Source organism: Actinoplanes sp. NPDC049668, from assembly GCF_044465445.1.
In the GTDB taxonomy this organism is placed as follows: domain Bacteria; phylum Actinomycetota; class Actinomycetes; order Mycobacteriales; family Micromonosporaceae; genus Actinoplanes.
In genome coordinates this window covers 744,637-765,066 of sequence record NZ_JBITLR010000002.1, presented here as the reverse complement: position 1 = coordinate 765,066, position 20,430 = coordinate 744,637, and the positions used below count along the sequence as shown (strand labels likewise).

Genomic DNA, 20,430 nt, shown 5'->3' with positions numbered 1-20,430 from the left:
CGAGGGGTCCGGATCGGATAGATATTGCGTTTCCGTGCGCGCCGGGCGTCCGGGCAGCATGGTGCCCGTGAATATTCGGGGACCCGCGCGATTTCTCTGGTGGCTTGTCACGATCCTGAAAGGACGGGTCCTGCTCGGCGCGACGTTCGGCACGCTCTGGTTCACCACCCTGGCCCTGATGCCCTACCTGCTGTCACAGGCCATCGACCGCGGCCTGCGCCCGGGGCGGCCGGCGGCGCTGCTCGCCTGGTCGGCCGTGGTGCTGCTGGTCGGCCTGACCAGCGCGGGGCTGGGCATCATGCGGCACCGCTCGATGACCCGGCTGCGGCTGGGCGCCGCGCTGCAGACCGCCGACCTGGTGATGACGCACGCCACCCGGCTCGGCGCCGCCCTGCCCCGCCGGGTCACCTCCGGCGAGGTGGTCACCATCGGCATCGCCGACGTGTGGACCATCGGAAGGGCGATGAACGTCGCCGGCGTCGGGGTGTCCAGCGTGCTCGCGTACGCGGTGATCGCCGTTCTGCTGTTCCGCACCTCGCCGCTGCTGGCCGTGGTGGTGCTGGCCGGCGTTCCGGTCCTCGCGCTGGTGGTCGGCCCGCTGCTGGCCCGCGTGCAGGCCGTCGGCGCCCGGTACCGCCGGCGCCAGGGCGCCCTGGCCGCCGAGCTCGTCGACGTGGTCACCGGCCTGCGCATCCTCAACGGCCTCGGCGGCAAGGACGGCCACCTGGCGCGGTACCGGGCCAGCTCCACCGAGCTGCGCGACCTCGGCTACCGGGTGGGCCGGGTGAGCAGCTGGGTCGGCGCGCTGGGCCGGGGCCTGCCCGGCGTCTTCCTCGCGGTGGTGATCTGGCTGGCGGCACGGGAGGCGGCGGCCGGCGAACTCACGCCCGGCGAGCTGGTCGCCGTGTACGGCTACACGGCCGTGCTGGTCGTCCCGGTCGACGTCATGATCTTCTGTGGCTTCGACATCACCCGCGGCCTGGTCGCCGCCCGGCACGTGATCGCCTTCCTCGGCCTGCCACTCGACGAGACCGCGGGCGCGCCGGCGCCGGCCGGACCCGCCGTCCTGCACGATCCGGCGTCCGGGGTGTCGGCCGAGCCGGGCCGGCTGACCGCGCTCGCCGGCGCCCGGCCCGCGGACGCGGCCGCGGTGCTCGAACGGCTCGGCCGGTACGGCCCGACGGACGCGACCTGGGGCGGCATCCGGCTCGACAGCATCGCCCGCGACGAGGTGCGCGCGCGGATCCTGGTCGCCGAGCACGAGGCCGACCTGTTCGCCGACCCGCTGCGCGAGGTGGTCGCCGGCCGCGACACCCCGCAGGACGAGCGGTACCGCGAGGCGATCGGTTCCGCGGTGGCGCACGACGTCGGCGAGCCGGACCACCCCGTCGAGTGGGGCGGGCGGAACCTCTCCGGCGGGCAGCGCCAGCGGGTCCGGCTGGCCCGGGCGCTCTACCAGCGGCCGGAGATGCTGCTGGCCGCCGAGCCGACCTCGGCGGTGGACGCGCACACCGAGGCGGCGATCGCTGGACGGCTCATGGCGGCCCGGCACGGCCGCGGCACGGTGCTGGCCACCACCTCGCCGGCGCTGCTCGACCGCGCCGACGTCGTGCACTACCTGGTCGACGGGCGGGTCGCGGCCACCGGATCACACCGGGAGCTGCTCGGCACGGTACCGGGCTACGCGGGCCTGGTCGCCCGCGTGTTCGGCGAGGACGAGGACCGGTGAGCGCCGCGCTGCCGATCGCGGATCAGCGACTGGTCGCCCGCGCCGCCCGGCGGCTGCTGGCCGCCGACCGCGGCACCGTCACGCTGATGCTGCTGCTCAACGCCCTGGCCGCGATCGCCGCCCTGGGCGGCCCGTGGCTGCTCGGCCGGATCATCGACGCCGTCACGGACGGGCGCGGCGCCGGCCAGGTGGACCGGCTCGCGGTCGCCGTGCTGGCCTGCGCCGTCGCGCAGACCCTGTTCACCCGGTACGCCCTGATGGTCGGCTTCCGCTTCGGCGAACGCACCGCCGCCCGGGTCCGCGAGGGCTTCCTGCGCGAGTCGCTGTCCCTGCCCGCCGCGGTGGTCGAGCGGGTGCCGACCGGCGACCTGACCGCCCGCGGCACGACCGATGTGGACGCCATCGCGACGACCCTGCGCGACGTGCTGCCGGACCTGCTCATCGCCGCCGTGCAGGTGCTGCTGATCGTGTGCGCGGTGGTGGTGCTGAGCCCTCCGCTCGGCGTGGCGGGCCTACTCGGGTTCACCGGCATCTGGTTCATCACCCGGTGGTACCTGCGCCGGGCCCGGGACGCGTACCTGCGCGAGGGCGCGGCCAACTCGGTGATGGCCGACGAGCTGGCGGCGACGACGGCGGGCGCCCGCACGATCGAGGCCTTCGACCTGCGCGCGCGCCGGCTGGCCAAGGGGCACGCGGCGATCGCGGAGACCCGGCGCACCCGGCTGGCCACGCTCGCCCTGCGCTCGGTCTTCTTCCCGGCGGTGGAGGCCTCGTACGTGCTGCCCGTCGTGCTGGTGCTCCTGATCGGCGGCCTGCTCCACTTCAACGGGTACGTCACGCTCGGCACGGTCGCCGCGGCCGTGCTGTACCTGCGGCAGCTGCTCGGGCCGCTCGACACCATCATGCTCTGGATCGAGCAGCTGCAGAGCAGCGGCGCCTCGTTCGCCCGCGTCGAGGGGCTGGCCTCCATACCGGCGGACCGGGCCGCCGCGACGTCCCCGCCCGACGGCGACCGGATCGAGGTGCGCGGCGTGCGGTACGCGTACGAGTCCGGGCAGGACGTCCTGCACGACGTCCAGCTGACCGTGCGGCCCGGCGAGCGGCTCGCCGTCGTCGGGCTCTCCGGCGCCGGCAAGTCGACCCTCGCCCGGCTGATCGCCGGGGTCGACCGGCCGGACCGCGGATCGGTGACCGTCGGCGGCGTGCCCATCGCCGACCTGCCCCCGCACGAGCTGCGCCGGCAGGTGGTGCTGGTGACGCAGGAACACCACGTCTTCCGCGAGTCGCTGCGGGAGAACCTGATGGTGGCGGCGCCGGACGACGTGCTGCGCCGGGCGCTGAAGACCGTCGGCGCCGACTGGGCCGACGACCTCGACGCGGACCTCGGCGAGAACCCGCTGGACGGCGGCCAGGCGCAGCAGCTCGCCCTGGCGCGGGTGATGCTCGCCGACCCGCACACCGTCATCCTGGACGAGGCCACCGCGCTGCTGGATCCCACGGCCGCCCGCAGCGCGGAACGCGCACTCGCCGCGGTGCTGCACGACCGCACGGTCATCGCGATCGCGCACCGGCTGCAGACCTCGCACGACGCCGACCGGGTCGCGGTCATGGACGGCGGCCGGATCATCGAGCTGGGCAGCCACGACGAGCTGCTCCGCGCGGACGGCCCCTACGCGGCCCTGTGGCGCACCTGGCACGGCGCCGAATAACGTCGTACCCCGCCGATAGCGTGCCCCCACAGCGTTTGAACTCCTGGGAGGTCCGATGTATCGGCAGGGCGACGTGCTGTTCATCCCGGTGGAGCCGGCCGCGGTGCCCGCCTGCGGCCCGGTTCCCCGCGACCGGCGCGGCCGGATGGTCGTGGCGCGCGGCGAGGCGACCGGCCACGCACACGTGGTCGGCGGCCCCGGGCTGCGGCTGCTCGCCGACCTCGACGACCCGGAGCGGATGTTCGTCGAGGTGCCGGCGCACGGCCGGATCACGCATGAGGAGCACGGCCCGATCTCGCTGCCCGCCGGCCACTACCGGGTGGTCCGACAACGGGAATACATCCCGGGCGCGTTCCGGCCGGTCGCGGACTGAGGGGGCGGCGATGAGGCTGACACCCGCCGACGAGGCGATCGCGGCGGCCATCGAGGAGCAGTGGCTGGCCGCCGCCGCACAGACGGGCCCGGCCGCGCGCGCGGCGGCCGAGGCGGGGGTGCGCGAGGCCTACCGCCGGTCCGGCGCCCCCGAGCCCGACCGGATCTACTGGTTCGGCTCCCCGCGCGCCGGCGCGGCGGCCGTCGCGCTGCTCGCCGGCGCGCCGCCCAGCGCCGGCCCGGCCTGGTTCACCGCGGTCCACGCCGGACTGCTCGACCAGGGCTGGACACCGGGGGAGACCGCCGGGGCGTCGCTGCGCCGCCGGGTGCGGACCGAGCCGTGGGCGGCGTCGCGCAAGGCGGCCGTCGCGGCGCTCGGCCCCGACGGCTGGGCGCAGCTCAGCGCCGCGGCCGGGCGCCGCTCCTGGGGCCTGATGATGGACCTGGTGGCGGGCCGGCTGCGGCTGCGCCTGGGCGAGGACCTGGCCGCCGACTTCCCGGGCGACGCCGGCCGGGCGGTGCGGACGCCGGTGCTCGACGCGATCTACGGCCAGCACGACGGCGCCTGGCTGAGCACCTTCGAGGCGGCCGACCGGCTGTGCCCCGACGCACACCTGATGACGGGGCTGACCGGCCTCGCCCAGGTGGCCCGGCACTGCGGCTGGTGGTGGGCCAACGAGCGGGTCGCGGTGCTGACCGAGCGGCCGGCGACGCTGGCCCGGGACAACGTCGGCCGGCTGCACCGCGGCGAGGGCGCCGCCATGGAGTTCCCCGACGGCTACGGGCTGTGGGCCTGGCGCGGCATGCCGATCCCGGCGGACCTGGCGGCCGAGCTGCCGACATTGGACGTGGACCGCATCCGGCGCGAGGAGAACGCGGAGATCCGGCGGGTGATGCTCGAGCACTTCGGCTACGAGCGCTACCTGCGTGAGTCCGGCGCCCGCAGGTCCGGCTCCGACGAGACCGGCACCCTCTGGTACCTCGACCTGCCCGGCGACGAGCCCCTGGTCATGGTCGAGGTGGTCAACTCGACGCCGGAGCCGGACGGCACCAGCCGCGTCTACTGGCTGCGCGTGCCGCCCCGGACCCGGACCGCCCGCGAGGGCGTCGCCTGGACGTTCGGCCTGACCCCGGAGGAGTACCGCCCGCTGCTACAGACCTGACCACGCCACCCCGCGAACGGCCTCGCCCGGGACGCATCGCGCGGGTCCGCCTGCCACCTCGCGGCCGGTCGTGCTCGGTGGGTTGTGCGGGCCGCCTTGAGGTAGGCGAGGTGTACGTCGTAGCGGTCGCCCGCACGCCACGCCGGAGGTCACGTCTCAGGCTGCTGTGCCGTCCACCTCGCCCCAACCTGGCCGCGTGAGCGGATTGCGGCTGCTCGCCGCGACTGGGTGGACGTGACCCCGCCCGGGCGGTCAGCCGCCTGCGCACCGCCCACTCCTGTTCCACGCGCGCGCCTGCCCTGTCCGGTCGCCGGTCGTGAGGTTCTCCGGGTGCCGGAGCGCGTCCGGGTCGCCGACCGCCGGCCAGCCGGTCCTGTTCGGACGCGTCGGGCAGGTCCGCGCGGTCCCGCATGCGCGTCCGCCTTTCGGGGATGGTTCTGTGTCTTGGTGACCGTCCCCGGTCGTGGTCGTCGATCGATAGCGTTGGCGGGTGGGACGTGGGTCGGTGATCACATTGACCGCGGTGGCGTCCGCCCTGCTGTCGGTGCTGCTCGCGGTCGCGGTCAACGTCGCGACCGGTGGCACCCTGCCGGGGTCGCTGAACGCGGTGTCCTGGCTGGCCTGGCCGGCGGTCGGGGTGCTCGCCGTGATCACGATCGGGCTGGCGGTGTGGCAGCAGCGCCTCGCCGAGCCGGAAGGGCGCCGGGCGGACGGGACGCCCCAGCCGGGACCGCCCGCCGAACTGCCCGCCGCGCCGGCCGTCCTCGCCGGGCGGGCCGACGACACGGCCGCCGTCGACCGTCTGCTCGCGGCCGGCGACCGGGTGCTCGTCCTGGTCGGCCCGCCGGGCGTGGGGAAGTCCGCGCTCGCGCTCCGGATCGCGTACGGCCGGCTGGGCGACTACCCCGACGGGCAGCTCTTCGCGGCGCTGCGCGGGGCCGGCTCCGACCCGGTGCCGGTCGAGGCGGTGCTGACCAGGTTCCTCGGCGCCCTCGGCGTGCCCGAGGACGAGCGGCGCGGCGGCGTCGACGACCTCGCGGCCCGGCTGCGGTCCACGCTGGCCGGGCGAAGGGTCCTGATGCTGCTCGACGACGCGCGCGACGCCGGGCAGGTGGCGCCGCTGCTGCCCGCGGATCCGGCCTGCCTGGTCCTGGTCACCAGCCGCTGGATGCTCGCCGACCTGCCCGACGCCGGGCGGCACCAGCTCGGCGGCCTCGCCCCGGACGACGGCCGGGCGCTGCTCGCCGGCGCGATCGGCGAGGACCGGGCCGCGGCCGATCCGGGCGGGACCGCGGCCGTCGTCGAGTCGTGCGGCCGGCTGCCGCTCGCGATCCGCATCGCGGGCGCCCGGCTGCGTGCCCGCCCGGCGTGGACCCCGGCCGGACTCGCCGCGCGGCTGGCCGACGAGCGCCGCCGCCTCGACGAGCTTCAGGTCGGTGACCTGGCGGTCCGGTCGAGCTTCCAGGCGTCCCACCTCGAGCTGTCCCCTGTGGACGCGCACATCTTCCGGCGCGCCGGGTCGCACCCCGGCCAGGTGTTCGGCGTCGGCGCCGCGGCCGCCCTCGCCGACCTCGACGAGCACGTCGTCGCCGCCGGCCTGGAACGGCTGGTCGACGCCCATCTGGTCGAGTCGCCCCTGCCGGACCGGTACCGGCTGCACGATCTGCTGCGCCTGTTCGCCGGTGAGCGGCTCGCCGCGGAGGAGTCACCGGAGGATCGGAACGCGTGCCTGGCCCGGCTGCTCGACTGGCTCACCAGCACCGCGCGTGCCGGCCGGTGGCTGGCGCAGGAACGCGAGAACGCGCTGGCGGCGGTGCGGCGCGGGCTGGCCGAGGGCGCGTACGAACGCACCTGGGCGCTCGTCGGCGCCCTGCACGCGCTGCCGATCGACAACCCGGAGCGTCTGACGCTGTGGCGCGCCGGCGTGGACGCCGCGGCCGCGCTCGGCGACGACCGGCGCCGGGTACACGCGCTCTGCCTGGTCTCCAGCTGCCACCTCAACGCGGGTGACGTGACACGCATGCTGACGACCGCCGAGGAGGCGGTCGCCCTCGCCGAGCGACTCGGCGACCGCGCCGCGCTGGCCGAGGCGCTGCACGCATACGGCGAGGCGTACCGCGACCAGTACCACTTCGCGGCCGCCGAGTTCGGCCTGTCCCGCGCGCTGGAACTCTTCGTCGAGCTCGGCGACGACCACCACGAGCTCGAGCTGCGCATCGCGCTCGCCACGCTCTACAACGCGTTCCGCCGGCCGGACCTGGCCATGCCGATGGCGCAGCTCGCCGTGGCGCTGCTGCCCGCCCGCGAGGGTTACAGCCACGGCTGGGCGCTGCTGCAACTGAGCATCGCGCACAAGCTCGCCGGTCACCCCGACGAGGCGGAGCGGCTCAACACCCGGGTCATCGCCGTCGCCCGCCGCATCGACGACGAGTACGTCCTCGCGTACGCGCTGCGGGAACGCGGCTGGCGGGCACACGAGGAGGGCCACGCCGACCGGGCGGTCGACGACATGCGCCAGATGCTCGCGGTGTGCCGCCGCATCCACCACGGCAGCGGAGTCGGCAGCGCCTACGAGGCGATCGGAGCGATCGCCGCCTCGGACGGCCGCTACGACGAGGCCGTCGCGGCCTTCGACTCGGCCATCGCCCAGTTCGACCGCCTCCACGACCGCGTGCGCGCGGGCCAGAGCCGGCTGCACCGGGCCGACGCGCTCGCCGGAGCCGGCCGCGTCGCCGAGGCCCGCGCGGAGTGGGCGACCGCCGAGGAACTCATCGGCACCCTCAGCCTGCCCGACGCCCCGGGCCTGCGCGAGCGCCTCGGCGAGCGGCTCGGCGACCAACCACGGCAACAGCCCACCGCGGAATACTGACCACCCGATCACGGGAAGGCGCGAGCGGCGGGATCGGTTGCGGGACGACGGCCGAGAAGGTGGGATCCGGCTGGTCGTTGCCGCGGTCGATCAAGGCGAAGGTCCTTGGATCGCCTACAGGCTGGATTCTGTTGGCGCCTCCATCCGCCGTGCAGGCGCTTGTAGTCCAACGCAGGAGGCCTGGAGTGACCCTCCGAACGTGACACCTAGTCGCGGCTTCGTGGTCTGCCTCCTTGGATGGCGGGTTCCACCCTGGTGGACAGTGAGCGATCCTTCGAGTCGGCCGACCGGATGCGCGGCGTTGAGATGATCACTTGATGGAACGAGTCGGCAGTCGCGTGGTGTATTCCAATCCCTGGATGACCGTCAGGGAGGACGAGGTCAGGCGTCCGGACGGTAGTCCCGGCATCTTCGGGGTAGTCGAGAAGCCGGATTTCGCGTTGGTCCTGCCGCGCAGCCGCGAGGGGTTCTGGATGGTGGAGCAGTTCCGCTATCCGGTGGGGCGGCGGGCATGGGAGTTCCCGCAGGGCAGTTGGGGCCGGAACGCCGTCGGCGATCAGACGGCCCTCGCGCGCCGGGAACTGGCCGAGGAGACCGGCCTGCGCGCCGGGTCGATGACGCACCTGGGGCACCTGTTCGAGGCCTACGGCTTCTCGACGCAGGGTTTCGACGTCTACCTCGCCACGGACCTCGAGGAGGGCGCACCCGAGCGGGAGGAGAGCGAGCAGGACATGATTCATCGCGCGTTCAGCGATGCGGAGATCTCCGAGATGATTCGCTCCGGGCAGATCGTGGACGCGCCATCGCTGGCCGCCCTGACTCTCTATCGCCTCGGTGCCGCGACGGCCGTGGTAGAACCGGTGCAATGCGTTCGCGGAAGTACCGGATCGTCACGACGGCCGAGCGGATCAACAACCGCCTGACCCGCTTCGCCCTGCGCAAGGGCATCGCACCCCGCGCGTTCGCCCTGCTCGAGACGACCGGCCGGCGCACCGGACTCCCGCGGCACACACCCGTCGGCAACGGCTGCGTCGGCGACACGTTCTGGCTGGTCGCCGCGCACGGCACCCAGTCGGACTACGTGCGCAACCTGCAGGTCCAGCCGGCGGTCCGGGTGAAGATCGGAAACCGGTGGCGCGCCGGAACGGCCGTGGTGCTCCCCGACGACGACGCGCTCGCCCGCTCGCGGACCCTGCCACACCAGTGGGACGCCGCACTGGGCAGGCTGATGGCGTCGAGCCCTCTGACCATCCGCATCGACCTCGAACCGACCGACTGAGCCGACGATTCCGGGTCGCGGGTCGCGGGTCGCCGATCAGCCGTGCCGAGGCGCGTCGCGTTGGTCTGGGCTTCCGGAATGGGTCGAGTCGCAGTCGGCGGGCACGCCCGACGACTGGGCATCAACCGGGACCGATCGTGAGGTCGGTGTGCCGGTGGTGGCGTGCGGTGTGGGCTCCTCGGGGCGGGTGGGGGTCGGGGGCCAGGCTGCGGGGATGCGTTCGAGGAGGCCGTCCGCGTACACGTCGCGGAGGCGTAGGGGCTTGAGGTGCACGTAGCCGATGTGGCAGTCGCAGAGCGAGTTGGTGCAGGGGCGCGGCCGCAGGCCGGCGCGCCACGTCCCGTCGTAGAGGTTGCCGATCGGCGCCGGGATGAAGTGGCAGCGGCGTACCGTGCCGTCGCCCAGTACCGAGATGGCCGTCTCGCCGGCGTGGCAGGGCGCGCCGAGGGACGCGTGCGGGCGGACGCTGTCGCCGAACCGCGGATCGAGGGCGGTCCACCGGTGTTCCTCCTCGGCGGTGTATGTGTGGCCCTCGGCGGCGTTGACCCACAGGTAGACCGTGGGCGGCAGCGCGGCCCGCAGGGCGACGGCCTCGTCGTGGTGTTCGGGCAGGCCGACGACGCCGACCGAGTAGCGGACGCCGAGGGTGTCGAGTTCCCGGCAGCGGCTCAGGAAGCGGTCCCTGCTCACCTGGCCGGGATGGTAGGTGGTCCACAGTGCCGCGACCTCCGGGTTCGCCGCGGCGAGCCAGCCGGTGCGGGTGGCCAGGTTGGTCTGGATCGCGACGCGGGCCACGTGCGGCAGGTGGGACAGGCGCACGATGGCGTCGCGGTACCAGGAGCGGGTCAGGCCCTCGCCCCACGGGGTGAACAGCACCGACAGCCGCCGGTCGGTGGTCGCCTCCACCCAGCCGGTGAACCGCAGCAGGTCGGCGCGGTCGGCGCGGAGCAGGTCCGGCGGGTCGACCCGCTTGGCGAACGGGCAGTACGGGCAGTCGTAGTTGCAGCTGGCCAGGGGGCCGCGGTAGAGGACGTAGAGGTCGTTCATCGCGGGACGTAGGCCATCATCGCGTCGCGGACCGGGCCGGAGACCAGCCACGGGCCGACGGCGTCGGAGTGTGCCAGCCCTTCCGGGGTCAGGGTGGTCCGCGCCGGGTCCAGCCAGCCGCGGTCGACCAGCTCGCCGAGCTGCGGGAAGTCGGCGTCGTGTGCGGTGCCGAACCGGGCCCGGTATGCGCCCGGGTCGACACCCTCGGCGCGCAGCAGCGACTTGAGCAGCCAGCGGCGCCGCTGCTCGACCGCGTCGAGGCGGAAGCCGATCTCGGCGTAGCGGAAGTCGTCGGCGGGGCGGCTCAGGTAGTCGTCGAGGACCGCGCGGACCTCGGAGACGGCGACCGCGTAGTCGAACGAGTAGTGCAGGTCCGTGGTGTAGGAGCGGGCGCCGCAGCCCAGGCCGACCATGCCGTCGTCCTGGCAGCAGTAGTCCGGCCCGGGCGGCACGGGTGCGTCGGCGCGGCGGAACTGCCGCATCGAGTGCCGCACGTAGCCGGCGCCGGTGAGCACGTCGACGGCCTGCCGGTAGAGCTGTTGGCGCTGCCGGTCCCAGTCGGCGCGGGCGTGCGCGCGCCGGCCCAGGCCGGTCAGCGGCCGCACGTAGAGCGGGTAGAGGTACAGCTCCTCGGGGCGCCAGCGCAGCGCCTCGTCGAGGGAGTGCTGCCAGGTCTGCGCGGTCTGCCCGTCGATGCCGTAGATGAGGTCGACGTTGAGCACCGGGATCCGGGCGTCGCGGATTTCTGCGAGCGCGGCGTGCACCTCGGGCAGGCGCTGCGGGCGGCCAGCGGCCCGCGCCTCGGCGTCCAGGAAGCTCTGCACGCCGATGCTGACCCGGGTGGTGCCGTGCGCGGCGAGCACGGCGAGGCGGTCGGGGGTGGCGGTCGCCGGGGAGGTCTCCACCGACAGCGGGACCGCGGCGGCGCCGAACGCGTCGCCGACGATCGCGAACAGCTCCTCCAGCTCGGGCGCCGTCAGGTAGGTCGGGGTGCCGCCGCCGATCGCGAGCTGGGCGAACGAGGCGCCGGGCGAGAGGCTGTCCCGGACCGCGGCGGCCTGCCGGCGCAGCTGCGCCAGGTACGCGGTGACCTGCTCGGCCGGCGGGTTGGCCCGGGTGAACAGGTTGCAGAAGCCGCACCGCATCTCGCAGAACGGCAGATGCACGTACCCGAAGAGGGCGTCCTGCCGCTCGCCCGCCCACACCTCGCGCAGCGGCGGCCGGGGCTCCAGCCTGGAGTACGCGGTCTTGTGCGGGTACGCGTATAGGTAGCCCTGGTAGGGGGAGTCGTCGAGGGTCACGACGGCTCCAGGACGAAGTCGGCGTAGGGCACGGTCCAGACGGCCTCGTGTGCGAGCCGGTGTCCGACGTGTCCGTCCTCGCCGTACAGCGTGCCGTGGTCCGAGCAGATGATCACCTGGCAGGGGCGTCCCCGGCCGGCGGCCAGGGCGAACAGGCGCCCGAGCCGGCCGTCCACGTATTCCAGGGCGGCGGCGTGTGTCGCGGGGCCGTCCTCGGCGGCGCCCGGGACGTAGTGCCGGTTCGGCTGGTGCAGGGCCGCCACGTTGATGAACGTGAACAGCGGCCGCGCGGGCGGCAGCGCGCCGATCACCGCCTCGAGGCGGTCGAGCTGCGCACCGAAGCAGTCCGGGGCGGTCACCCCGAAGGCCCGCTCCCAGTGCGCCTCGGCGAACATCCCGGGCAGCACCCGGCCCAGGGGAGCGCCCGGGTTGAAGAAGCCGACGCCGCCGAGGCAGAGCGTGTGGTAGCCGGCGGCGGCGAGCCCGGCCGGCAGGTCCGCGGCGTCGAAGACGTAGGTGCCGGGGCCGCTGGACTCGCTGCCGGCGAAGCGGGCCGCGAACAGCCGCTCGTGCGGGCCGGGCGTCACCGGGGTCGGCAGGAACCCGGCGAAGAACGCGTGATGCGCCGCGTAGGTGAAGCTGGCCGGGGTGTGCCGCCGCTCCCAGGCGCCGCCGGGCAGCACCTCGGCCAGCGCCGGGGTGCGCCCGCTCGCCAGGCACTCGACGGCGACGTCGTAGCGCAGCGTGTCGAGGGTGACGAAGAGCAGGTCGTGGCTGCCGATCAGGTCGCGCACGGCACACCCGCCCAGCCGCCCAGGACGGCGGCGACCTGCGCGCCGTAGGTGTCGAGCCGGTCCGCGAGCACGCCCGGCAGCAGGTCGCCGAACGCGTTCACCTCCGCCACCGCGTGATCGCTCCACCGCGCCCGGAACATCAGGTCGACGCCGGCGTGCAGGGTGCCCGGGAAGCACCCGGCCGCGCGCACGCACGTCCGCATCGCGGCCGCCCAGGCCTGTTCGCCGGCCGCGGCCCGCACGGCGGCCACGTCGCCGCGGGCGTTGCCGAGGTGCAGGTTGGTCATCGGCGACCGGCTGGTCCGCACCACCACGTGCCGCGGCCGCCCGGCGATCACGACCACCCGCAGGTCGAGCACCCGGCCGCCGAGGGCGGCCTTCGGATACCACCGCTCGACGTGCAGCCCGTCCGGGGCCAGCCGGTCCACGATCGCCGCGATCGAGGCCTCGTCGTCGTAGCGGCGCACCCGCAGGTTGTTGAAGATCCGTCCCGCGCTCAGCTCGACCGAGGTGACCGCGGTGACGCGGCGCCCGCCGGCGGCCAGCGCCAGCACGCCCGAGGCCGACGAGCCGTACGCGGGCTTCACGAAGACCCGGCTCCAGCCGGCCGCCGCCATCGCCGCGCGCAGCGAGTCGTAGCCGTGCACCGGCGGCAGGGCCGGCGGCACCGCGACGCCGGCCGCGGCCAGCAGGGCGTGGCAGCGCGGCTTCGCCGTCATGGCGAGGAGGTCGGCGGGCCGGTTGAGCAGCTCGCCGCCGCCCGCCGCGACCCGGCCGAGCGCCGCCCGCAGCCCCGCGAACGCCGCCGCGCTACCGAGGATCTCCCCGTGCCCGGCGGCCACGGCGGGCCGCCCGCTGCCCAGCTCGCGGAGCAGTCGGTCCACCTCGGAGTCCTCGCCCGGTGAGTCGATGCGCACGAGCTCGCCCGGCCCCGGCACCCGCCCGGCGAGCAACACGTCGCGCCACGGGTAGACGCGGGGCGCGGGCAGCCCGGCCCGCGCCACGGCCGCGGCGAACAGGGCGACCCGGCGGTTGCCCGGGTTACCGACGACGGCGAGCCGCACTATTCGGCCACCGCCGTGAACCGGCCCCACCGCTCCTCCGACTGCCGGTCCGAGACGTCGACCGCGACGCCCGGCAGCTCGTCGACCAGCCGCTGGGCGATCTCCGGCGACATGAAGTGGTGGCTCAGGTCGAGCGACTTGAGGTGGGTGAGCGGCTGGCCGGTCAGCAGCGACTCGGCGCCGGCGTCGCCGAGCACGCCGAGCGACAGGTCCAGGCCGGTGAGCCGGGCGACCACCGGCGCGGCGGCGACGGCCGCGGCGACCTCGTCGGCGATCTCCGCGTTGCGCAGGCCGAGGTGGGTGAGCGCGGGCAGCGACCGTCCGGCCAGGATCGCCGCGAGGTCGTCGCCGCGCGCGTCGCCGCCGTACTGCTCGACGCCGAGCCACAGCTCCAGGTGGGTCAGGTTCGGCAGGTCGCAGGCGCCGACGGCGCGGACCACCGTGGCCGGCAGGCCGCCGGACTGCAACACCAGCTCGCGCAGGCCCGCGTGCCGCATCGGCGTCAGCTCGAGCCCCTCCGCGCCGCGCACCCACAGGTGCTCCAGCGCCGGAAACGCCTCCAGCAGCGGGGTGATGTCACCCTGCTGGATCCACGAGACCTCGCACTGCTCGGAGCTCATCTCGCCGATGAACAGCGCCCGCAGCGCGCCGAGCCGCGCGGCGTTGCGGACCAGCAGGTCGACCGGGAAGGCCCGCTCGTAGGCCGAACCCCACTCACCGATGATCAGCGCCGTCGGCCCGGCCGGCGCGGTGCGCTCCAGCAACCGCTCGAACTCCGCCTCGAACTCGGCCGGGTCGGCCTCGAAGTCCTCCATCTCCAGCCGCCAGGCCACGGCGGCCGGGTCGGCCGGGCTCTGCTCCTCCTGTGCTCCGAGGACCGGCAGGCCCGCGAACGTCGTCAGGTAGTGGTTGATGGTCACGGGACTCCCTCGGCCGATGTCACACCTTCCGGAACAGTGCCGAGACGGTAGCAAGCCGCCCCGACACTTCCGCGGCCGTCGGGTACCTATTTGGCGATCAGCAGGAGCAGGCCGCGGGCGCGCAGCGCGTACGCGGTGGAGGCGCCGCCGATGAGCGTCTCGCCGCCCGGCACGGCGACCTGGTTCGGTCCCTCGGCCCAGGTGGAGGTGTCGGTCACCCGGTACCACTGCCGGCCGGACGGCGGCGCGGGCAGGGTGAAGGTGACGTCCCCGGACCAGCCGTTGTACGCGACGTAGATCGCCGGCGCGGAGTCACCGAACTCGCTGCCGTCGATGCGCCAGGCCAGCGCGTGGTTGTTCGCGTCGCCCCAGTACGCGGCGTCCGGCGTGGTGCCCGCCGGGGTGAACCAGGTCAACTGGCCGAGGCCGTTGGAGTTGGTGTCCGAGGCGGTGTAGAAGTTCGCCGGTCGCAGCGCGGGGTGCGCCTTGCGGAACGCGAGCAGCCGGCCGGTGAAGGTGGCGAAGTTCGACTGGTTGGTGTCCGGCGCCCAGCCGAGCCAGTTCGCGCTGGAGTCGACGTTGTACGGGTTGTTGTTGCAGTTGACGCCGCGCAGGTACTCGTCGCCGCCGGTCATCATCGGCGTGCCGGCCGAGAGGGTGAGCAGCGCCTGGCCGTTGCGGGCGGCCTTGCGCTGGTCGGCGGCGACCCCGCCCTGGTTCCAGGAGATGTTGTCGTCCGAGCCGCCGTCGGACGGCCCGTACGGCCAGGGCTGGTCGTTGTTCTTGGCCGCGCAGGAGTAGAGGTCCTTGAGGGTGAAGCCGTCGTGCGCGACGACGAAGTTGACCGAGTTCCACGGGCGGCGGCCGTCGTCGCCGTACAGGTCGGACGAGCCGGCGAAGCGGTTGGCGAGGTCGCCCGGGGTGACCGCGTCGACGCCCAGCTTGTTCTGGTCGCGGCGCACGGTGTCGCGGTAGATGCCGTTCCACTCCGACCAGCCGGCCGGGAAGTTGCCGACCTGGTAGCTGTTGCCGCCGATGGCCCACGGCTCGGCGATCCAGTCGACGCCGGCGCCGCCGCCGGCCGGCCGGGCCGGCATCTCGGCGACGAGGCGGTTGAGCGCGGTGCCGGTCGCGGTGCGGTTGTAGTTGAAGCAGCCGTGCTGGCAGGTGTTGCCGAGCACGGACGCCAGGTCGAACCGGAACCCGTCGACGCCGAGCGTGTTCTTCCAGTAGGCGACGGAGTCGACGATGAGGTTCTGCGCGACCGGGTTGGCGGTGTTGTAGTTGCCGCCGACGCCGGTGTTGTCCCACGGCGCCTGCCGGTCGGTGGTCAGCGAGTAGTAGGTGGGGTTGTCCAGGCCGCGCCACGAGAACAGGTTGTAGGTGTTCTTGTCGCCCTGCGGGCCCTCCTCGCCGGTGTGGTTGTAGACCACGTCGATGAGGACCTTGATCCCGGCGTCGTGGTACGCCTTCACCATGGCCTGGAACTCCGCGGTCGGCCCGCCGGGTGACTTGTCGTAGGAGTATCGGCGGTCGGGCGCGAAGTAGTTGAGGGTCATGTAGCCCCAGTAGTTGTCGCCGGCGGTGCTGGTCGGCTCGACGTCGTGGGTGTCGTTCTGGGTCTCCTGTACCGGCAGGAACTCCACCGCGGTCACGCCCAGCGACGCGAGGTAGGCGGCCTTGAGCCCGGCGCCGCGGTAGGTGCCCCGGTACGCCGCCGCGATCGAGGTGTCGTTCTTGGTGAGGCCGCGCGGGTGCACCTCGTACACGATGTCGTCCTTGAAGGCCCGGGTGGGTTTGCTGCCGAATCCGCCGGCGGCCGGGGTCAGGACGATGCCCTTGGGCGCGAACGTGCCGGTGTCGACGGCGCGGTTGGCGCCGGAGCGGTACCCGCTCGCGTCGGTCCGGCTCGGCGTGCGCGGGTCGTGGCTGATCTCCCTCGCGTACGGGTCGATGAGGAGCTTGTTGGGGTTGAACCGGTTGCCGGCGGAGTCGACGTCGGAGCTGAACCCGGCGGTCGAGCCCTTCGTCCAGGCGCTGTTGTACGGCCAGTTCGGGCCCCACGCGCGGTATCCGTAGTAGACGGTGCCGGTGACGCCGCGGGCGGCGAGGTCGGCGACGGTGACCGTCGCGGAGAAGACGTCGTTGTTCTCGGTCAGGACGTAGCTGACCTTCTCCTGGGCGCCGGTGGCGGCGCTGTACACGTAGGCCGCGATCCGGGTGGCCGTCGCCGAGTGGACCCGGAACGTGATGGTGCCGGCGGCGGTGTCGCGGCGCGCGCCGAGGCTCTGCGCGTCGATCGCGGCGCCGGCCGGCGGCACGGTGATGACGCCGGCGGACAGGACGGCGGTGGCGGTGACCAGCAGCAGGCGCAAGCGGGGATGCATTGCGAAGACCTCCTCGTGGGACGGGGGTGATACGAGGAAAAGCCGGGGATGATCTGTGCAAGACCTTGCAATGTTTCCGAGAAGCTACCATCAGAAGTCATCGATGTTAACGGCCGACTCGACGAACGGTCGCTGACCTGCGCTGATGTGCTGCAACACCTTGCAGATGTTGCGAAGTGCCGCCGATCTGGCCGGATGTAGGGCCGCGCTGTACGGTTCCTGCCCATGGCGAAGGTCTGGCTCCGGCCGCAGCTGTGGCTGCGGGTTCTCATCGTCGGCTCGGGCCTGGTCGGGCTCCTTGCCGGCGAGTACCGCATCGCGTACTACACGACGCAGAGCAACCTGATCACGCTGGGCTATTTCGGCGGGGTCCTGTACTGGATGGTCCGGCGGAACACCGTCGAGCTGGCGGCGCCCCGGCTGCGCGGCGCGGTCACCCTCTGGATCCTCATCACCGGACTGATCTCGCACTTCATGCTGGAGGGCGGCGCCAACCCGCTGCCCGGGCTGGTGGCCGGCGACCCGGCGGAGCAGGCGATCAACTGGTCGCGCTTCCTGGTGCACTACGCCGTGCCGGCGCTGGTGGTGATCGACTGGATCGCGTTCGGGCCGCGCCGCGTCTCGCCGTGGCGCGACCTCGGGCTGTGGATCCTGTACCCGCTCGGCTACGGCGTGACCTCGGTGCTGCGCGCGGTCACGATCCCGACGGTCTCCGACCGCTATCCCTACTTCTTCCTGAACCCCACCGCGCACGGGTACGGGTGGGTGGCGGGTCAGTTCGTCCGGCTCGCCGTGATTTTCGCCGGGCTCGGCGCGATCCTGCTGCTGATCGATCGCCTGCGGGGGCGCCGCCCGGCGACCGCCGCGCCGCCGGCCGCCGAGGAGGCGGCCGAGCTCTCGGTGCCTTCCCGCTAGCACCCGTCCGCCGTTGTCGAAACCTGGGCGTTGCCCGGCCCTAATACCTTCCAGTATTATGCATTTCAGTTCTAGGGTATTGGGCGGGGTGAATCGATGAAGGTCGCGAAGGATCTGGTGGCCGCTTCAGCGGTGCCGATGGTGCTGGGCATCCTGGCGGAGGAGCCGAGCTACGGATACGCCATCCTCAAACGGATCAACGAGCTGTCCGGCGGCGAGCTGGACTGGACCGAGGGGCTGCTCTACCCGCTGCTGCACCGGCTGGAGCGCCTCGGGCACGTGGAGTCGAGCTGGCAGACGGTCACCGGCGAGCGGCGCCGCAAGTACTACCGCATCACCGACCAGGGCCTGGCCGAGTTCGCCGAGCAGCGCCGCCAGTGGGACACCGTGGTGGACGCGCTCAAGGGCATCTGGCACGGCATCGGCGAGCTCGGCCCGATGCCGGGACTGACATGTGAGGCCCGGGCATGACCGCGCAGCACAATCAGGACGAGCTCGAGGCGCAGTTCGCACAGTGGCGCGAATACGTGGAACGCCGCCGGGAGCTGCGGAGCTCAGACGCCGACGAGCTCGAGGACCACCTGCGCGGCTCCGTCGACGGGTTGGTCGCCGCCGGCCTGAGTGCGGACGAGGCGTTCCTGGTCGCGGTCAAGCGGATGGGCAGCCTCGACGAGCTGTCCCGCGAGTTCGCCCGGGAACACTCCGAGCGGCTGTGGAAGCAGTTGGTGCTGACCGGCGCGGACCAGGGCCCGGCCGGTGCGGGGTCGCGCCGCGACCTGTGGGTCCTGGTCGCCTGCGCGGCCGGGGCCGCGCTCTCCCTCAAGCTGCCGCTGCTGTTCGGCATCGGCTTCGACGATGACGCGGCGTTCTACGCCCGCAACTTCAGCCTGTTCGCGCTGCCCTGGCTGGCGGGCTTCCTCGCCTGGCGCCGGCAGGCCGGCCGCACGCTGATCGCCGCGGTGGCCGCCCTGTTCGTGCTCGGCGCCGTCGCGGCCAACGTCTACCCGCTCGGCGACGAGTCGCAGTCGCTGGTGATCACCAGCATCCACCTGCCCATCGCGCTCTGGCTGGTGGTGGGGCTCGCCTACGTCGCCGAGGAGTGGCGCTCGTCGCGAAGACGGATGGACTTCATCCGCTTCACCGGCGAATGGTTCGTCTACTTCGTCCTCATCGCCCTCGGCGGCGGCGTCCTGACCGCCTTCACGGCCGGCACCTTCAACGCGATCGGCATGGACCCCGAGGTGTTCATCTCGGAGTGGCTGCTGCCCTGCGGCGCGGTCGCCGCGGTCGTGGTGGCCGGCTGGCTCGTCGAGGCCAAGCAGGGCGTGGTGGAGAACATCGCCCCGGTGCTCACCCGCCTGTTCACGCCGCTGTTCACGGCCGTCCTGCTCGCCTTCCTCGCCGCGGTCCTGGTGACCAGCAGCGGCATCGACGTCGAGCGCGAGGCGCTGATCCTGTTCAACCTGCTGCTGGTCGTCGTGCTGGGCCTGATGCTCTACACGATGTCCGCCCGCGACCCGCTGGCCCCGCCCGGCGTCTTCGACCGGCTGCAGCTCGCGCTCGTGGCGAGCGCGCTCGCCGTCGACGTGCTGGTGCTGCTGGAGATCATCGGGCGGATCTCCGAGTACGGCACCACGCCCAACAAGACGGCGGCGCTCGGGGAGAACATCATCCTGCTGGTCAACCTGGCCGGCTCGGCCTGGCTGCTGCTCAAGCTGCTGCGCCGGCGTACGCCGTTCGAGGCGCTCGAGCGCTGGCAGACCGGCTACCTGCCGGTGTTCGCCGCGTGGGCCTGGGCCGTGGTCCTGGTCTTCCCGCCGCTGTTCGACTACGCCTGATCCCGCCGGGCCGCGCCGAGCAGTGCGTCCTCGTCGGCTTCGACCGGAGCCGACGGGGCGCGCCGCTCCCGGCGATCGGCCACCAGGCTGGTGGCCGTCACCGCCACCAGGGTCGCGAGGATGACGCCCAGCGATAGCGGGGTCGGCACGTCGGGTACCGCGGGCCAGACGCCGTGCGCCCAGTGCAGGACCAGCTTGGCGCCGATGAAGCCCAGGATGACGGCGAGGCCGTAGTTGAGGTGGCGCAGCCGGCCGAGGACGTCGCGCAGCACGAAGTACAGGGCCCGGAGGCCGAGCAGGGCGAACGCGTTGGTGGCGAAGACCAGGTAGGGGTCGTCGGTCACGCCGTACACGGCGGGCACCGAGTCGACCGCGAACACCACGTCGGTCATGAACACCGCGACGACCACCAGGGCCATCGGCGTCAGCGCCCGCCGGCCGTGCTTGCGCACGGTCAGGCGGGCGCCGTGGTACGCGCCCTCGACCGGCATGATCCGGCGCAGCAGGCGTACGCCGAGCATCCGGTCGATGTCGACCCGGGGCTGCTCGCCGTGCCGGGCGTCGCGCAGCACCTTGACCGCCGTGCCGAACAGGACCGCGCCGAACAGCAGGAACGCCCAGGTGCCGGTCTGCAGCACGGCCGCGCCGGCCGCGATGAACACCGCGCGCAGCACCAGGGCGCCGACGATGCCGTACAGCAGGACCCGCTGCGACAGCGCCGACGGCACCGCGAAGGCGGCGAGCAGCAGCATGAACACGAACAGGTTGTCCACCGACAGCGACTTCTCCACGACGTAGCCGGTGTAGAAGGAGACCGCCGGCGCGCCGCCGTACACCCACCAGAGGACCAGGCCGAAGACGGCCGGCAGCGCCAGGTAGAAGACGGACCAGGCGACCGCCTCGCGGATCAGCACGTCGTGCGGGCGCCGGGTGATGACGAAGTCGAAGCAGAGCAGGACCAGCAGGGCCGCGATCGTGATGGCCCAGAGCCGGGGCGACGCCACCGACGGCAGCGGGTTGGCGACGAACAATCCGGGATACAA

Annotated in this window: 17 protein-coding genes; 10 read left to right on the top strand and 7 right to left on the bottom strand. The window is 73.5% G+C overall.

Features of this window, described 5'->3' with window-relative positions; all coding sequences use genetic code 11:
• The first annotated feature begins 178 nt into the window (after window positions 1-178).
• From ACIBSW_RS10355 to ACIBSW_RS10325, 7 genes are all read left to right on the top strand, one after another.
• Window positions 179-1,729, top strand: coding sequence for an ABC transporter ATP-binding protein (locus ACIBSW_RS10355; protein WP_354721556.1), 1,551 nt, complete (start codon window positions 179-181; stop codon window positions 1,727-1,729).
• Complete coding sequence (locus ACIBSW_RS10350) at window positions 1,726-3,438, top strand: ABC transporter ATP-binding protein (protein WP_354721471.1); 1,713 nt, start codon at window positions 1,726-1,728, stop codon at window positions 3,436-3,438. The genes ACIBSW_RS10355 and ACIBSW_RS10350 overlap by 4 nt, the downstream gene beginning before the upstream one ends.
• Before the next feature lie 55 nt (window positions 3,439-3,493).
• Complete coding sequence (locus ACIBSW_RS10345) at window positions 3,494-3,811, top strand: hypothetical protein (protein ID WP_354721473.1); 318 nt, start codon at window positions 3,494-3,496, stop codon at window positions 3,809-3,811.
• A gap of 10 nt (window positions 3,812-3,821) precedes the next feature.
• The gene (locus ACIBSW_RS10340; RefSeq protein WP_354721475.1) at window positions 3,822-4,973 is read left to right on the top strand and encodes a DUF6745 domain-containing protein; all 1,152 of its coding nucleotides are present in this window, start codon (window positions 3,822-3,824) and stop codon (window positions 4,971-4,973) included.
• Between the two features lie 490 nt (window positions 4,974-5,463).
• Window positions 5,464-7,842, top strand: a complete 2,379-nt coding sequence (locus ACIBSW_RS10335) for an NB-ARC domain-containing protein (protein WP_354721477.1) — start codon at window positions 5,464-5,466, stop codon at window positions 7,840-7,842.
• 359 nt (window positions 7,843-8,201) lie between these two features.
• Window positions 8,202-8,765 carry an NUDIX hydrolase gene (locus ACIBSW_RS10330; protein ID WP_354721478.1) on the top strand — a complete coding sequence of 188 codons (564 nt, stop codon included), beginning with the start codon at window positions 8,202-8,204 and terminating at the stop codon, window positions 8,763-8,765.
• Window positions 8,708-9,121 carry a nitroreductase/quinone reductase family protein gene (locus ACIBSW_RS10325; RefSeq protein WP_354721480.1) on the top strand — a complete coding sequence of 138 codons (414 nt, stop codon included), beginning with the start codon at window positions 8,708-8,710 and terminating at the stop codon, window positions 9,119-9,121. Before ACIBSW_RS10330 ends, ACIBSW_RS10325 begins: the two co-directional genes overlap by 58 nt.
• Window positions 9,122-9,157: 36 nt before the next feature.
• Here ACIBSW_RS10325 and ACIBSW_RS10320 read toward each other — a convergent pair whose 3' ends face one another.
• The 6 genes from ACIBSW_RS10320 to ACIBSW_RS10295 all read right to left on the bottom strand — a co-directional run bounded on the left by ACIBSW_RS10320 (window position 9,158) and on the right by ACIBSW_RS10295 (window position 16,634).
• A complete protein-coding gene (locus tag ACIBSW_RS10320; RefSeq protein WP_354721482.1) occupies window positions 9,158-10,168 on the bottom strand; it encodes an STM4011 family radical SAM protein in 1,011 nt (336 codons plus the stop codon).
• Entirely contained in the window at window positions 10,165-11,469 is a 1,305-nt protein-coding gene (locus ACIBSW_RS10315; RefSeq protein WP_354721484.1) for an STM4012 family radical SAM protein, read from the bottom strand. Before ACIBSW_RS10315 ends, ACIBSW_RS10320 begins: the two co-directional genes overlap by 4 nt.
• On the bottom strand, window positions 11,466-12,263 hold the full coding sequence (locus ACIBSW_RS10310) for an STM4013/SEN3800 family hydrolase (protein ID WP_354721486.1): 798 nt from the start codon (window positions 12,261-12,263) through the stop codon (window positions 11,466-11,468). Before ACIBSW_RS10310 ends, ACIBSW_RS10315 begins: the two co-directional genes overlap by 4 nt.
• On the bottom strand, window positions 12,251-13,327 hold the full coding sequence (locus tag ACIBSW_RS10305) for an STM4014 family protein (protein WP_354721488.1): 1,077 nt from the start codon (window positions 13,325-13,327) through the stop codon (window positions 12,251-12,253). The genes ACIBSW_RS10310 and ACIBSW_RS10305 overlap by 13 nt, the downstream gene beginning before the upstream one ends.
• Complete coding sequence (locus tag ACIBSW_RS10300; RefSeq protein WP_354721490.1) at window positions 13,327-14,247, bottom strand: STM4015 family protein; 921 nt, start codon at window positions 14,245-14,247, stop codon at window positions 13,327-13,329. Before ACIBSW_RS10300 ends, ACIBSW_RS10305 begins: the two co-directional genes overlap by 1 nt.
• Before the next feature lie 86 nt (window positions 14,248-14,333).
• Window positions 14,334-16,634: an isoamylase gene (locus tag ACIBSW_RS10295; RefSeq protein ID WP_354721492.1), complete on the bottom strand. Its 2,301-nt coding sequence runs from the start codon at window positions 16,632-16,634 to the stop codon at window positions 14,334-14,336.
• 225 nt (window positions 16,635-16,859) lie between these two features.
• Here ACIBSW_RS10295 and ACIBSW_RS10290 point away from each other — a divergent pair, with 225 nt between their 5' ends.
• The 3 genes from ACIBSW_RS10290 (at window position 16,860) to ACIBSW_RS10280 (ending at window position 19,387) form a co-directional block, all read left to right on the top strand.
• Window positions 16,860-17,549 (top strand): Pr6Pr family membrane protein, encoded by a 690-nt coding sequence (locus ACIBSW_RS10290; protein ID WP_354721494.1) that lies wholly within the window; start codon window positions 16,860-16,862, stop codon window positions 17,547-17,549.
• Between the two features lie 96 nt (window positions 17,550-17,645).
• Complete coding sequence (locus ACIBSW_RS10285; protein WP_354721496.1) at window positions 17,646-18,020, top strand: PadR family transcriptional regulator; 375 nt, start codon at window positions 17,646-17,648, stop codon at window positions 18,018-18,020.
• Window positions 18,017-19,387 carry a permease prefix domain 1-containing protein gene (locus tag ACIBSW_RS10280; RefSeq protein ID WP_354721498.1) on the top strand — a complete coding sequence of 457 codons (1,371 nt, stop codon included), beginning with the start codon at window positions 18,017-18,019 and terminating at the stop codon, window positions 19,385-19,387. The genes ACIBSW_RS10285 and ACIBSW_RS10280 overlap by 4 nt, the downstream gene beginning before the upstream one ends.
• Here ACIBSW_RS10280 and ACIBSW_RS10275 read toward each other — a convergent pair.
• The gene (locus tag ACIBSW_RS10275) at window positions 19,378-20,430 is read right to left on the bottom strand and encodes a TerC/Alx family metal homeostasis membrane protein (protein WP_354721500.1); all 1,053 of its coding nucleotides are present in this window, start codon (window positions 20,428-20,430) and stop codon (window positions 19,378-19,380) included. The genes ACIBSW_RS10280 and ACIBSW_RS10275 overlap by 10 nt on opposite strands.

What these genes read in the sequence shown, in the direction of transcription:
- ACIBSW_RS10325 (WP_354721480.1), top strand. Translation starts at nt 8,708, where the DNA reads ATGCGTTCGCGGAAGTACCGGATCGTCACGACGGCCGAGCGGATCAAC.
- ACIBSW_RS10285 (WP_354721496.1), top strand. Translation starts at nt 17,646, where the DNA reads ATGAAGGTCGCGAAGGATCTGGTGGCCGCTTCAGCGGTGCCGATGGTG.
- ACIBSW_RS10340 (WP_354721475.1), top strand. Translation starts at nt 3,822, where the DNA reads ATGAGGCTGACACCCGCCGACGAGGCGATCGCGGCGGCCATCGAGGAG.
- ACIBSW_RS10290 (WP_354721494.1), top strand. Translation starts at nt 16,860, where the DNA reads ATGGCGAAGGTCTGGCTCCGGCCGCAGCTGTGGCTGCGGGTTCTCATC.
- ACIBSW_RS10295 (WP_354721492.1), bottom strand. Translation starts at nt 16,634, where the DNA reads ATGCATCCCCGCTTGCGCCTGCTGCTGGTCACCGCCACCGCCGTCCTG.
- ACIBSW_RS10320 (WP_354721482.1), bottom strand. Translation starts at nt 10,168, where the DNA reads ATGAACGACCTCTACGTCCTCTACCGCGGCCCCCTGGCCAGCTGCAAC.
- ACIBSW_RS10345 (WP_354721473.1), top strand. Translation starts at nt 3,494, where the DNA reads ATGTATCGGCAGGGCGACGTGCTGTTCATCCCGGTGGAGCCGGCCGCG.
- ACIBSW_RS10330 (WP_354721478.1), top strand. Translation starts at nt 8,202, where the DNA reads ATGACCGTCAGGGAGGACGAGGTCAGGCGTCCGGACGGTAGTCCCGGC.
- ACIBSW_RS10280 (WP_354721498.1), top strand. Translation starts at nt 18,017, where the DNA reads ATGACCGCGCAGCACAATCAGGACGAGCTCGAGGCGCAGTTCGCACAG.
- ACIBSW_RS10355 (WP_354721556.1), top strand. Translation starts at nt 179, where the DNA reads ATGCCCTACCTGCTGTCACAGGCCATCGACCGCGGCCTGCGCCCGGGG.